The following is a 12,487-nucleotide window of genomic DNA, read 5'->3' as shown; positions in this document are numbered from 1 at the left end:
GCCACGCCCCCTGAAACAGGGACGTGGCGCCATCATAAGAACAAGAATGCTTGCCAGCCGCAGCCTCAGCTCACACGCTTCCAGGTCTGGCCGCCGCAGAACATGCCGCCGAAGGCGCAGCCCTGCACGCGCATTGCGTTCGGGCCCTTCATGGCGATCGTGGAGTCGTAATTGCGGCCGGAGTCGGGATCGTGGATGCGGCCGCTCCACTTGGCGCCGTCGGGCTTCATGTTGATCAGAATGCGCTCGTTGGTCTTCTCGGCATAGCCGCAGAGATTAGAGCCGCATTGTTCGACGCGAACATTGCCCTTGTTCTCTTCGGTTGCCCACACGCCGATTGGCGTGTTGGCGGCCTGCACTGGCGCAACGGGTGCCGGGGCCGGCGGTGGTGTGTAAGCGGGTGCAGCAGCAACCGGCGCAGGCGCAACGACCGGAGCGGGAGCCGCAACAGGTGCGGGCGGCGTGGTCGTATCGACGGACGGCGCGGCGGCAACGGCCGGGGCAGGGGCGGCGGGCGAAACCGCGGGCGCGGTCGCCTGCACGGGGGCTTGCTGCGCGGGTTGTTGCACCGGCGCGGGCTGCGCCGTCGTCGCGGGCGCCGTGCTGTCGTCATCGTCCTTGGAGCCAAGGCCCTTGAGGTTGATGTCGTTCAGCTTGATCGGCTTGTTCGACAGGCCGGGCGCCACGATGGTGACGCAATCGAGCGAGGCGCAATTGCGCGGCGTTTCGATGCGGATGTTCTGGCCTTCGATCCGGAACGAGATCGAATTGCCGGCATGCGCGACGGCAGTCGAGGCGAGGAAGAGTGCTGCGGCTGCGATGGTGAGCTTGTTCATGACAACCTCCGAAATGGCGTGGGTCCCGAGATGGATTGAAGTCGCCCCTGGGCCCGATGTGGTTCGACCCTATGCCAGACCGCTTCGGTCTTCTGTGACGAACCTCACAGCCGCTGCCTGCGTGAGCCAGCGAACATTCGGTTGCACTTGGACAACGTCGCGCCGACCTCTGTCCAATTTGTAATTCCCCCGCACCGAACCCGCATTCGCCTTGCACGCGACCGATGGCCGGCGACGCATGCAAAGGAGAATGCACATGAAACGTCTCGCCCTCATCGCCGCGCTATTGATCGGCAGCGCAATCTCGGCGCACGCCGACACCGATATCTGGACCAATGTGCTGAAGCAGAAGCGCGGCGACGACGCACTCAACACTGACAGCTCGTTCTGCGATGCGCAGCTCGGCGCACCACAGAACGGCACGCCGACATCGGCGCCGTACAAGCGCTGCATGCGCGCACCGCGCGGCCGGTATGGTTAAGGAATGTTGAAATCAACACGTTGAAGAGTCTTTAAGTAAATTCACCGAACGTGCGCGCATGACGCGCGGAGTTCGTTTGTATCTCGTCGGCTCCATCGTCCTCGTTTCTCTCGCGGGTTGCGGACGCGGCTTTTTCCAGGCCGAACGTGAACCGTGGCGAGCCGAGGCCGAAGCAGCGTGCCTGAAATCGGGCGCCGTGAAAGAGAGCGCTGACATCGTCCGGATCGATCCGATCTCCGGCCCCGGCATGTGCGGAGCCGAGTTCCCGCTGAAGGTCGCAGCCATCGGTGAACCCTCCAGCAGCTACGGTTTCGCCGATGAAGAGCTGCGTCCGCCCGGCAATGTCGGCAACCAGCCGCGCTGGCCGGTGACCCAGCCGCAACAGAATTATCCCGCCTCCAGCTATCCGCAGCACTCGAACTATCCTGAAAGCGCTGTGCGCCAGCCTGCCGGCTATGGCGCGTCTTCAGGACCGGTGTCGCTCAGCGCCCCCGGGGTCGCGCCGCAGGAAGACGAGATCGACCTGCCGCCCGAGGGCACTGACGCCGCAGGTGCTGCGCGCTACATGAATGCGCCGAGCTATCCGGCACGGCCGCCCGGGCCTGCGCCTTACTCGCAGGCGCCAGCGCAACAATCGTTGCCGCGTCTTGGTCCCGCGCAGGGCAATCCGGTTACTTCCGTCGGTCCGGTCGCGGTGAAGCCGACCGCAACGCTCGCCTGTCCGATCGTCTCGGAGCTCGACCGCTGGTTTGCCGACACCGTGCAGCCGTCGGCGATGCGCTGGTTCGGCGCCCGTGTGGTCGAGATCAAGCAGATCTCTGCCTATTCCTGCCGCGGCATGAACGGCAACCCGCACGCCCACATCTCCGAGCACGCTTTCGGCAACGCGCTCGATGTCGCCGCCTTCGTGCTCGCCGACGGCCGCCGCATCACCGTGAAGGATGGCTGGCACGGCATGCCGGAAGAGCAGGGGTTCCTACGCGACGTCCAGTCGGGCGCGTGCGCGCATTTCACCACGGTGCTGGCGCCGGGTTCCAACGTCTATCACTACGATCACATCCACGTCGATTTGATGCGCCGTGCCAGCCGTCGCCTGATCTGCCAGCCGGCCGCGGTGTCCGGCGAAGAGGTCGCCGCGCGCGCGGGCGGCCGCAGTCCTTACGCGAACAATCGCGATCCCTACGTGACCGGCTCGCTCGGTGGGCGCAAGAGCGGCAAGCACGAGAAGATCAACGAGGAAGACGAGTTCGCGGACGAGTAGCCCGGCGCGATCCGAATCCTCCGCTCTCCGCGTCTGGCGCCTGCACGGACGACCTTGACCAGCCGCCCGCACGCTGAGGACAGTCTGTTCAGCCTGCGCTGCGTCTTCGGCAAAGTGCATCTCGGGCGCAAAAATTTGCGCGGTCGAAATTTCCGCCCAAATCATTGAACCGCAATCATTAATCACGCCCTGACCGGTATTTCGGGCGGTTGGCACAGTCGCTGCAATGAAGGTGCTGCAACGAAGCGGCGCGGCCGGCGCCGTGAGCCAGCGGAACCCGTCATGCAGATGCCCGTCACCCCGCCCTATTCCGATCTCGAGCAGCGCGTGCTGTCGCGTATCACGGAGCAGCGCTGGCTCGAGTTGGCATCGGAGCTGATCCGCACCGGCCAGCCGCGCTCCGGCAATCCGCTCGATCCCGACCTGCCGCCGGCGGAGGAAGAGGCGATCTCGATGCTGGTCGCGGGCAAGCTCGAAGCCCTCGGCATGGAGGTCACCAAGCATTGCGCCCAGCCGCACCGGCCGAACGTGCTCGGTGTGTTGAAGGGACGCGAAGGCGCGCCGTCGTTGATCCTCAACGATCACCTCGACACCTATCCGGTGGTCGAGCCGGAGAAATGGCACATGACGGATTTCGATCCGTTCAAGGCCACGCGTCATGGCGACCTGCTCTATGCCCGCGGCACGTCCGACACCCGCGGCAATCTCGCCGCATCGCTGCTGGCGGTGCAGGCGCTGATCGAAGAGGGCGTGAGGTTCGATGGCACCCTGTTGTGCTGCTACACCGTCGACGAGGAGCGCAACGGCACCGAGGGTTCCATCTACATGCTCAACGAGGTCGGCTTGACCGCCGACTACGAGATCACTGCGGAGCCGACCGCCTGGGGTGACGTGTCCGGCGATTGGGGCATGAACCTCTCGGTCGCCAATTCCGGTCATTGCCTGGTCGAGGTCGCGGTCCAGGGGATCAAGTCGCACATCTGGCGACCCGACAACAGCGTCAATGCCATCATGGAGGCGGCCAAGCTGCTGCCGAGGCTGAAGGAGATGGCCTTCACGCATATCCCCAGCAAGTTCATGGGCCATACGCCGCCGTGTTGTTCGGTGGTGCGCATCCGCGGCGGCTTGCCCGGCGAGATGCAGTTCTCTCCGGATGCCTGCACCATCACGCTTGCGGTGGTCGGCATCGTGCCGGGCATGACGCTGGACAGCGTCATCTCCGACATCGAGCGTGTCGGCCGGGAAACATTTGCGGGCGCCAACGACGTCAAGGTCGCGGTGCGCCAGGTGCCCGGCTCGCTGTTCGTCAACGCAACCGAGCCGGTGCCTGTGAAGGAGGAGCCTTGCCGCTCCTTGCGTGCCGTGTACCGGCGCCTGATGGGCCGCGAGCCCGGGGTCAACCGCAAGAATGCCTTCAACGACACCATTCGCTTCCGCGAGGCCGGCATCAACGCGGTGACCTTCGGTCCCGGCGAGGACGGCTGGGCTGTCGACAACGAGAACATCTCGATCACCAAGTCGGTGATGGCAACGCGGATCTATGCGCTGACCATCATGCAGATCCTGGGAGTTCGCACATGAGCGTCGAGGCTAGCCCCATGGCCATTCCGATCTCGGCTGATCGCACGCGGCGAGGCAGCCTGAGGCTCCCGAAGGTCTCGCGGTCCGTTCTGCTGTCGACGCTCACCATCGCCGCGCTGCTGGCGACATGGGCCGTCGTCACGGAGATGGGCTGGGCCAACGAGCTCTTCCTGCCGAAGCCGCAGGCGGTGTGGGCTGCCTTCATCAAGACCATGACCAAGGGCTATCAGGGCGCAACGCTGCTTCAGCATCTCGGCGCCAGCCTTTATCGCATTCTCGTCGCTTTCGCCCTGGCCTGCCTGATCGGCATTCCGCTCGGCGTCCTCATGGGCGTCTCGCGCAATGCGCGCGCGCTGCTCAATCCGCTGATCGAGTTCTACCGACCGCTGCCGCCGCTCGGGCTCTATACGCTGCTGGTGATGTGGCTCGGGATCGGCGAGAGCTCAAAACTGTCGCTGCTGTTCCTCGCCGGCCTGCCAGGCATCGTCATCTCGACGATCCAGGCCGTCACCAGCGTCGATCCCGTCTATGTGCGTGCCGCACAGTCGCTCGGCGCGACTCGGCGCGACCTGCTGTTTCACGTCTACTTGCCCGCAGCCGGCCCGTTGATCCTCGCCGGCATGCGGATCTCGCTTGGCTTCACCTACACCGTTCTCGTCGCCGCCGAGATCGTTGCCGCATCCGCCGGCATCGGCTGGATGATCTGGGACGCCGCGAAGTTCCTGCTGTCCGATGTCGTGATCATGGGCCTGATCGTGCTCGGCCTCACCGGCGTCGTGCTCGACCTCATGATGCGCGGCGTCGCGAAACTATTGATGCCATGGGCCTGATTCCAATCCGAGGGGAGACCAGTATGATGAAGAGACTTGTTGCCGCGCTTGCTGTCGCCACGTTTGCACTCACGTCCACCGCACGCGCCGAGGACAAGCCGGCCAAGATCACGGTCGGCTATCTGAACCTGGTGAACGCGCAGCTCGTGACGAAACACCTCGGCCTGCTCGCCAAGGAGATGCCGGGGGTCGACATCAAATACGTCAAGGTCGGCGGCGGCGGCGACATGCTGCGCGCGATCGCCGGCAACGACGTTGATTTCGGCGGCCTCGGCAATCCGCCGACGGCGATCGGGGTAACGCGTGCCTTGCCGATCAAGGGCATCCTCGTCATCAACATGCTCGACTATGTCGAGGCGATGGTAGTCCGCGCCGACAAGAACATCACCTCGTTCAAGGACCTCAAGGGCAAGACGGTCGCCGCGCCGTTCGGCTCGACCACGCATTATCTGCTGCTCCAGGCGTTGAAGGACGAGGGCGTCGATCCCGCCTCCATGAAGATCCTGGATCTCGCGCCGTCGGATATCGCAGCGGCATGGCTTCGCGGTGACATCGATGCCGCCTGGTTCTGGGAACCGAACCTCGACAAGGCCGTGAAGAACGGCGGCAAGATCCTCGTCACCTCGGGAGAAATGGCCAAGCGCGGTTACCCGACCTGGGACATCGGGGTTGTCATGAATGCGTTCGCGGACAAATATCCTTCCTACGTCGAGAAGTTCGTCAAGGCCGAGTGCGAGGGGATCGATTTCTGGCTGAAGAACCCGGACAAGACGGCCGAGATCATCGCGGAGGAGCTGTCGCTGCCGCTCGAGGATGCAACGCGCATGATGAAAGGCACCGGCATGGTCCCCTGCGACAAGCAGCTTACCGGGGAGTATCTCGGCACGTCCGCGAAGAAGGGCAAGTTCGTCGATACGCTGGTGTCGACCGCCGACTTTCTGGTCAAGCAGGAACGACTGCCGAAACTTCTACCGCGCACCGACTTCGAAGCCTTCATCCAGCCGGCCTATATCGAGAAAGTCATCGGCCACTAAGGCGAGTGCCGGCGCGCTTGTCCCGCCGGCACAGTCCCGTTCCTGCAGGTACATCAGCGACAATGGATATCTCCCCCCGCCGTCTCCGCGCCGCCTATCGCAGCGGCGCGCTCAAGCCGTCCGATGTCGTCGCGCATGTGCTGTCGCGCCTTACGGACGCCGACCAGAGCGGCGTCTGGATATCGAAAGCCAAACCCGAGAATGTCATGGCCGCCGCGCGTGCGCTCGATGCGCGCGCCAATGAAATCGACAAGCTGCCGCTTTACGGGCTGATCGTCTCGGTGAAGGACTGTATCGATGTCGCCGGCGAGCAGACCACCTCGGCCTGCCCGGAATTCGCCTATGTCGCGAAAGATACGAGCCCGGTTGTCGCTGACGCCATCGCCGCCGGAGCCATCTATATCGGCAAGACGAACATGGATCAGTTTGCCACCGGCCTCGTCGGTGTGCGCTCGCCCTATGGCATCGCGCGCAACCCGTACAATGCGGACTACATTCCCGGTGGTTCCAGCTCGGGCGCCGCAGTGTCGGTCGCAACCGGCACGTCGTCCTTTGCCTTCGGCACCGATACCGGCGGATCGGGCAGAGTGCCGGCGTCCTATTGCGGTGTCACCGGCTTCAAGCCGGCACCGGGTGCGTTCAGCCAGCGCGGCATGGTCTATGCCTGCCGAAGCTTCGATACCATCTCGCTGTACACGCGGGAGCCGGGCGACGGCTATGACGTCTATCGCGTGCTGGCGCGACGCGACCCCGCGGATTGCTTTTCGCCGGTCGATTTTGCCGGCTGGACGGAGCAGATCTCTCCGGCTCGGCCCTTCCGGATCGCGACACCTCGACCGGACCAGCTCAGGTTCTTCGGCAACGAGGAGACGGAGAGGCTGTTCGGCAGCGGGCTTCGCAAGTTGCGGCGGCTTGACATGTCGGTCGCTTCCACCGATTTTTCGCCGTTCGCCTCGATCAACGATCTGATGTTCTTTGGGCCGTTCCTCGCCGAGCGTGATGTTTCGGTTGGCGCGTTCCTCGAGGCCAATCCGGACGCGGGCATCAGGATCGTGCGCGATCTTGTTATCGGCAGCCGGAAGTTCAACGCGGCCGACACTTATCGCGCGCTCTACGAGGTCAAGGAGGTCCAGCGCGTGCTCCGCGACTTCTGGCAATCTCACGACGCGTTGGTCGTGCCCACGGTCGGAACCGTGCTCAGGATTGACGACGTCGCGCGCGATCCGCTGACGGCAAATTTCAACAATGGCTACTACACGAACTACGCCAATCCGCTGGGGCTCACCGCAATCGCGGTGCCGAATGCGATGACCGGGGCAGGCGTGCCCCATGGCGTCACCTTTCTGGCGCCGGCGGGGCGGGAGCGCCTGCTCACCGACCTCGCCTGTGCATTCATGGAAGCGGAAGCCCAGGCTTGAACACTTTCCCTCGCGTTGCAATCTGACCGGAGACCTCCTAGCCTTCGAGCCGGCACTCGAAGGGAGACCGATGGTGGGGCGCAGTCATGCGCAGGAGGTGGCCGATCCGGGTGAGGCTCCAAGTGAGCCTTGCGCCGAGATGCAAAGGGCCGGGACCGGACGTTATGTGCTGAAGGCGCTCGACAAGGCCGATCTCGACCTGGTGATGCGGACCGGCAGGCTCGCGGCCTACCAGAACCGCGAATATCTGCTGCGGGAAGGGGAGCCTGCGAACGGCATCCACATCATCCTGAACGGGATCGTGGAAAGTACCCATGCCGGTACGCAGGGGCGCGAGCTGATGCTGGCGACCTGGGAGGCCGGCGACTTCGTCGGTGCGCCCTACATTCTCGGTGATCACCGCCATAGCTGGTCGGCCCGCGCGCTTGGCCGGGTCGAGGCCCTGCATCTCGACCAGGACGCGATCCGAACGTTGATCGCGCAATCTCCGTCGTTTGCGGTGGCACTGATCGAGTGCCTCGGCTTCAAGGGCGAGACTTATTCGATGCTGGCGCAGACGCTGGCGGGGCAGAAGGCGGCGGAGCGGCTGGTATTGCTGCTGGTGAAGCTCTGCGAAAACGCTGCTCAGGACGAGAGTGGCCCAATTTCGCTCGGTCGGATCACGCAGGCCAACTTGGCGCGCATGATTGGTGCGACACGACAGTCGATCAGCCTGATCCTCAGCCGCCTGCAGGACGACGGTATCATCTCGACCGGTCCGACCAAAATGGTCGTCAATGATCTTGCGGCGTTGAGGAAGCAGGTGACCGAGTAGCGAGCGCGCAGCAGAAAGTCATTTCGAAGCGAGCTTCGTTGGCGGCGCCAGCCCCATGCAGCGCTGCACCTCGGCCGGCACGTTGTAAGTCCGCATGATATGGCGGCTGTCGCGCAGGCCGGTGGCCTCGCGCTGGACCACGAACATCCAGAGCGCCTGACCGGCCTCCATTACCAGCTTGCGCCTCGCCGGCTGCATCGCGGCCGGCGTCTCCGAGGACGACTCCGAGGACTCATGGGCGGCGTCGAATTCGCGCAAGTGCGCCAGCGCCTGTTCGAGTGTGCGGCCCATCCGTCCAAGCGCTGAGGCCTGTTCCTGGACGATCTCATAATGGAGGATATCGACCGGCGGGCGAAGATCACGGGACATGGCGCTCACTATAATGCGGCGCCAACTGCAGGCGCAACGCGTCGCCGGCTTCCGCTCACTTCGCCTTGTACGCGGCCAGGAACATCCGCGTCGCGCTGTCGATCACTTCCGCCATGCGCTCTTCCGAGGGCGGCGGCGCGGCCTGGAAGACGAAGGGCAGGAAGAGCGAGGCCTTGCACAGTTCCATGAACTGCGAGGCCGCAAGGTCGCAATCGTCGATGGCGAGATCGCCGGAGGCGACATGGGCCTTCAGATATTCGGACAGCCGGTTGATGGTCTTGTCCAGCACGCGCAGATAATAGCGGCGGCCGACGTCGGGCATGCGCTCGGCAATCGCCATCACCGTGCGGATCGCCGATCCGCCGCCGGGCCGGCAGAGCAGGTGCAGATAGGCCTGGCCGAAATCCTTCAGCGTGGTCTCGGCGTCGCGCGCAGGGTCGAAATTGAACACGACCTGGCCGTGAAACAGCGCTTCCTCCTCGAGGATGGCCTCGAACAGCGCGCTCTTGTCGGCGAAGTAGACATAGAGCGTCCCCTTGGAGACGCCGGCCGCGCGCGCGATCTCGCCCATGCTGGCGCCGTCAAAACCCAGATCCATGAACACCTTACGGGCGCCGGCCAGGATCTGGCGGCGCTTCGAGCTGTCCTCCTCTTGGAGGATTTGCAGATGTTCGCGGCCGGCTACAACCATTGGTTCAGCGTCTCGGAAGGTTTTCGGATCAGGGGTCGAAGCATGAAACCCAAATAAAGGATTCGGGCCAATAGGGTTCGCCCGGGAATATTATGTATATTGACCGAACCGTTCGGTCAATGATATTTGGGATGGACGAACGGGATTGCGGCCGCGCGACGGCTGCCCCGGTTCGCGTTTTTATTGGGGAGGCCTTTATGGCCACATCGAGAGACCAGGCTGCGCGCGTCCTTCGCCAGGAAGCGGTGGAGACGAATGCGACGAACGGCGAAGCTGCGCCCGGGGCATCGGTAGCCCTCGCCGAGCAGCTGCGGTCTCATGTGGTGGAAGAAAGCAAGCGCCGCACCAGCGAGGCGCCGGAGAAGCCTGTGGCCGATCAGCCGGCTCCGACCGCACCCACCACTGCCGCGCCGAAACCCGGCAAGCGCAAATTCGTCATGATGGGTGTGGGCCTCGTGCTGGCGCTCGCGGCAGCAGGCTACGCCGGCTACTACACGCTGGTCGGCCGCTTCTATGTCTCGACCGACGACGCCTATGTCCGCGCCAACAACACCATGCTGGGCGCGCGCGTGGCCGGTCATATCTCCTCGATCCTCGCCAAGGACAACACGCTGGTGCATGCCGGCGACATCGTCATGCGTATCGATGACGGCGACTACAAGATCGCGGTCGATGCAGCCGCAACCCGGATCGCGACCCAGCAGGCCACGATCGACCGCATCGGCCGCCAGATCGCGGCGCTCGACAGCCAGGTCGCGCAGGCCAAGGCGCAACTCGTCTCCGCCGAGGCGGGGCTCAAGCGCGCCGATCTCGACTATGAGCGCCAGCAGGCGCTGAGCAGCAAGGGCTTTGCCTCGCGCGCCACCTTCGAAACTTCGGAAGCCGGCCGCGACCAGGGCGCCGCCGCGGTCAAGGCCGCGCAGGCTGCCTATGACGTTGCGGTGAGCAATGTCGATGTCGCCGAGGCCCAGCAGGCCGAAGCCCAGGCGCAGCTCGCCGAGCTCAAGACTACGCTCGCCAAGGCCGAGCGCGACCTCGCCTTCGCATCGGTGCGGGCGCCGGTCGACGGCACCTTCTCCAACCGTCTCGTCAACGCCGGCGACTTCATTGCCGTCGGCCAGCGCCTCGGCAATGTCGTGCCGCTCGACGAGGTCTATATCGACGCCAATTTCAAGGAGACCCAGCTCAAGCGCATCCGTCCCGGCCAGCCGGTGACGATCAAGGTCGACGCCTACGGCATGCGCAAGTTCTCCGGCGTTGTCGACAGCATCGCAGCGGGCGCTGGCTCGGTGTTCACGCTGCTGCCGCCTGACAACGCCACCGGCAACTTCACCAAGATCGTGCAGCGCGTCCCGGTCCGCATCCGTGTGCCGAAGTCGGTCGCCAGGCAGAACCTGCTCCGCGCCGGCATGTCGGTCTACGCCACCGTCGACACCAACAAGGGCGCGGCCGACGCCGACAGCGAGACCGATCTCGACGATCCGACCATGATCCATCCGCAATAGGCGCGCGATCGGCGCTGCGAGGGTCAGACCATGGCGAACGCCACGACTGCTTCACCTGCCATGATGGCAGATCCCGCTTCGGAGCGCATTGCGCCGAAGCGGCTGTTCGCCTTCATCATCATGGTGTTCGGGATGTTCATGTCGATCCTGGACATCCAGATCGTCTCAGCGTCCTTGAGCGAAATCCAGGCCGGCCTGTCGGCGAGCTCCAGCGAGGTCTCCTGGGTCCAGACTGCCTATCTGATCGCGGAAGTGATCGCGATCCCGCTGTCGGGATTCCTGTCGCGCGCGTTCGGCACGCGGCTTTTGTTCGCGATCTCGGCGGCCGGCTTCACGATTTCGAGCCTGCTCTGCGGCTTCGCCACGACCATCGAGGAGATGATCCTCTGGCGCGCGCTGCAGGGCTTTCTCGGCGCCGGCATGATCCCGACGGTTTTCGCCTCCGCCTACACTGTGTTTCCGCGTTCGAAATTCCACATTGTCGGTCCCATCATCGGGCTTGTCGCGACCCTTGCTCCCACGATTGGTCCGACGGTCGGCGGCTACATCACCGATTTGATGTCGTGGAATTGGCTGTTCTTCATCAACGTCGTGCCCGGCATCGGCATCACCCTCGGTGTGTGGGCGCTGGTCGATTTCGACGAGCCGCATTTCGAGTTGCTCGACCGCTTCGACTGGTGGGGCCTGCTGTTCATGGCCGGCTTCCTCGGCACGCTGGAATACGTGCTGGAGGAGGGGCCGCAATATGAATGGCTGCAGGACACCTCGGTGGCGATCTGCGCCTGGATCTGCGTCGTCTCGGCGATCGCCTTCTTCGTGCGCGTCTTCACGGCGGCCGAGCCCATCGTCAATCTGCGCACCTTCAGCAACCGCAATTTCGCCGTCGGCTCCACGCTGCAATTCTGCATCGGCATCGGCCTTTACGGCCTGACCTACATCTATCCGCGCTATCTCGCCGAGGTGCGCGGCTACAGCGCGCTGATGATCGGCGAAACCATGTTCGTCTCTGGTATCACCATGTTCCTGGTGGCGCCGCTGGTCGGCCGGCTGATGGCGAGCCTGGACATGCGCTACATGGTCGCGTTCGGCCTGATCGTGTTCGCGATGGGCTCCTACCAGATGACCTGGATCACGCGCGACTACGATTTCTACGAGCTGCTCATTCCGCAGATCCTGCGCGGCGTCGGCATGATGTTCGCGATGGTGCCGACCAACAACATCGCGCTCGGCACGCTGCCGCCTGATCGGGTGAAGAACGCCTCCGGCCTGTTCAACCTGATGCGCAATCTCGGTGGTGCCGTCGGGCTCGCCGTCATCAACACCGTGCTCAACGATCGTACCGACCTGCACATCACGCGCCTTCAGGAGCGCATCACCTGGGGCAATGCGACCGCGACCGAAACCCTGACCATGCTCCAGCAAAAATTCCAGGGCCTCGGCGACTCCGCGCTGATGGCGATGAAGCAGCTCACCCAGATCGTGCACCGTCAGGCTGTGGTGATGAGCTTTGGCGACGCGTTCTTCATTCTGACGCTGTTCTACCTCAGCCTCAGCGTGCTGGTCACGTTGCTGAAAAGGCCGGCCTCGCCATTTGGCGCAGGCGGCGGTGACGCACACTGACGCGAGCCATATATTTGGTGTCGTCGCCCGGCTCGACCGGGCACCCC

The 12,487-nt window shown here is 64.2% G+C and carries 12 protein-coding genes; 9 read left to right on the top strand and 3 right to left on the bottom strand.

Going from position 1 to position 12,487, the window contains the following annotated elements; genetic code table 11:
* Positions 1–65 precede the first annotated feature (65 nt).
* Positions 66–836: a DUF2147 domain-containing protein gene (locus tag L6637_RS16485; protein ID WP_237871340.1), complete on the bottom strand. Its 771-nt coding sequence runs from the start codon at positions 834–836 to the stop codon at positions 66–68.
* 256 nt (positions 837–1,092) lie between these two features.
* Between L6637_RS16485 and L6637_RS16480 the strand changes: the two genes are divergently transcribed.
* From L6637_RS16480 to L6637_RS16450, 7 genes are all read left to right on the top strand, one after another.
* Positions 1,093–1,317 (top strand): hypothetical protein, encoded by a 225-nt coding sequence (locus tag L6637_RS16480; protein WP_237871338.1) that lies wholly within the window; start codon positions 1,093–1,095, stop codon positions 1,315–1,317.
* Positions 1,318–1,375: 58 nt separating this feature from the next.
* On the top strand, positions 1,376–2,578 hold the full coding sequence (locus L6637_RS16475; RefSeq protein ID WP_237865898.1) for an extensin-like domain-containing protein: 1,203 nt from the start codon (positions 1,376–1,378) through the stop codon (positions 2,576–2,578).
* Positions 2,579–2,860: 282 nt separating this feature from the next.
* Positions 2,861–4,159, top strand: coding sequence for a M20 family metallopeptidase (locus L6637_RS16470; RefSeq protein ID WP_237871336.1), 1,299 nt, complete (start codon positions 2,861–2,863; stop codon positions 4,157–4,159).
* Positions 4,156–4,989 carry an ABC transporter permease gene (locus L6637_RS16465; RefSeq protein WP_237871334.1) on the top strand — a complete coding sequence of 278 codons (834 nt, stop codon included), beginning with the start codon at positions 4,156–4,158 and terminating at the stop codon, positions 4,987–4,989. The genes L6637_RS16470 and L6637_RS16465 overlap by 4 nt, the downstream gene beginning before the upstream one ends.
* A 23-nt stretch (positions 4,990–5,012) precedes the next feature.
* Positions 5,013–6,023, top strand: a complete 1,011-nt coding sequence (locus L6637_RS16460) for a taurine ABC transporter substrate-binding protein (RefSeq protein WP_237871332.1) — start codon at positions 5,013–5,015, stop codon at positions 6,021–6,023.
* Between the two features lie 62 nt (positions 6,024–6,085).
* Positions 6,086–7,441, top strand: coding sequence for an amidase family protein (locus L6637_RS16455; protein WP_237871330.1), 1,356 nt, complete (start codon positions 6,086–6,088; stop codon positions 7,439–7,441).
* Between the two features lie 139 nt (positions 7,442–7,580).
* Positions 7,581–8,255, top strand: coding sequence for a Crp/Fnr family transcriptional regulator (locus L6637_RS16450; protein WP_237871328.1), 675 nt, complete (start codon positions 7,581–7,583; stop codon positions 8,253–8,255).
* 18 nt (positions 8,256–8,273) lie between these two features.
* On the opposite strand, the gene L6637_RS16445 is transcribed toward L6637_RS16450, so the two are convergent.
* A complete protein-coding gene (locus L6637_RS16445; protein WP_237865904.1) occupies positions 8,274–8,624 on the bottom strand; it encodes a DUF6665 family protein in 351 nt (116 codons plus the stop codon).
* Positions 8,625–8,679: 55 nt separating this feature from the next.
* Positions 8,680–9,315, bottom strand: coding sequence for a TetR/AcrR family transcriptional regulator (locus L6637_RS16440; protein ID WP_237865905.1), 636 nt, complete (start codon positions 9,313–9,315; stop codon positions 8,680–8,682).
* Between the two features lie 197 nt (positions 9,316–9,512).
* Here L6637_RS16440 and L6637_RS16435 point away from each other — a divergent pair, with 197 nt between their 5' ends.
* On the top strand, positions 9,513–10,820 hold the full coding sequence (locus L6637_RS16435; RefSeq protein ID WP_237871326.1) for an HlyD family secretion protein: 1,308 nt from the start codon (positions 9,513–9,515) through the stop codon (positions 10,818–10,820).
* 30 nt (positions 10,821–10,850) lie between these two features.
* Positions 10,851–12,440 carry a DHA2 family efflux MFS transporter permease subunit gene (locus tag L6637_RS16430; RefSeq protein WP_237865907.1) on the top strand — a complete coding sequence of 530 codons (1,590 nt, stop codon included), beginning with the start codon at positions 10,851–10,853 and terminating at the stop codon, positions 12,438–12,440.
* Positions 12,441–12,487 lie beyond the last annotated feature (47 nt).

The sequence above is a fragment of the Bradyrhizobium zhengyangense genome (assembly GCF_022012435.1).
Classification (GTDB): domain Bacteria; phylum Pseudomonadota; class Alphaproteobacteria; order Rhizobiales; family Xanthobacteraceae; genus Bradyrhizobium; species Bradyrhizobium zhengyangense.
Note: the sequence above shows the minus strand (reverse complement) of the source record. Positions and strands in the feature narration are given on the sequence as shown.

Coding starts and splice junctions, on each gene's coding strand:
- L6637_RS16475 (WP_237865898.1), top strand. CDS start 1,376: ATGACGCGCGGAGTTCGTTTGTATCTCGTCGGCTCCATCGTCCTCGTT.
- L6637_RS16455 (WP_237871330.1), top strand. CDS start 6,086: ATGGATATCTCCCCCCGCCGTCTCCGCGCCGCCTATCGCAGCGGCGCG.
- L6637_RS16465 (WP_237871334.1), top strand. CDS start 4,156: ATGAGCGTCGAGGCTAGCCCCATGGCCATTCCGATCTCGGCTGATCGC.
- L6637_RS16480 (WP_237871338.1), top strand. CDS start 1,093: ATGAAACGTCTCGCCCTCATCGCCGCGCTATTGATCGGCAGCGCAATC.
- L6637_RS16470 (WP_237871336.1), top strand. CDS start 2,861: ATGCAGATGCCCGTCACCCCGCCCTATTCCGATCTCGAGCAGCGCGTG.
- L6637_RS16460 (WP_237871332.1), top strand. CDS start 5,013: ATGATGAAGAGACTTGTTGCCGCGCTTGCTGTCGCCACGTTTGCACTC.
- L6637_RS16485 (WP_237871340.1), bottom strand. CDS start 836: ATGAACAAGCTCACCATCGCAGCCGCAGCACTCTTCCTCGCCTCGACT.
- L6637_RS16445 (WP_237865904.1), bottom strand. CDS start 8,624: ATGTCCCGTGATCTTCGCCCGCCGGTCGATATCCTCCATTATGAGATC.
- L6637_RS16440 (WP_237865905.1), bottom strand. CDS start 9,315: ATGGTTGTAGCCGGCCGCGAACATCTGCAAATCCTCCAAGAGGAGGAC.
- L6637_RS16430 (WP_237865907.1), top strand. CDS start 10,851: ATGGCGAACGCCACGACTGCTTCACCTGCCATGATGGCAGATCCCGCT.
- L6637_RS16450 (WP_237871328.1), top strand. CDS start 7,581: ATGCAAAGGGCCGGGACCGGACGTTATGTGCTGAAGGCGCTCGACAAG.
- L6637_RS16435 (WP_237871326.1), top strand. CDS start 9,513: ATGGCCACATCGAGAGACCAGGCTGCGCGCGTCCTTCGCCAGGAAGCG.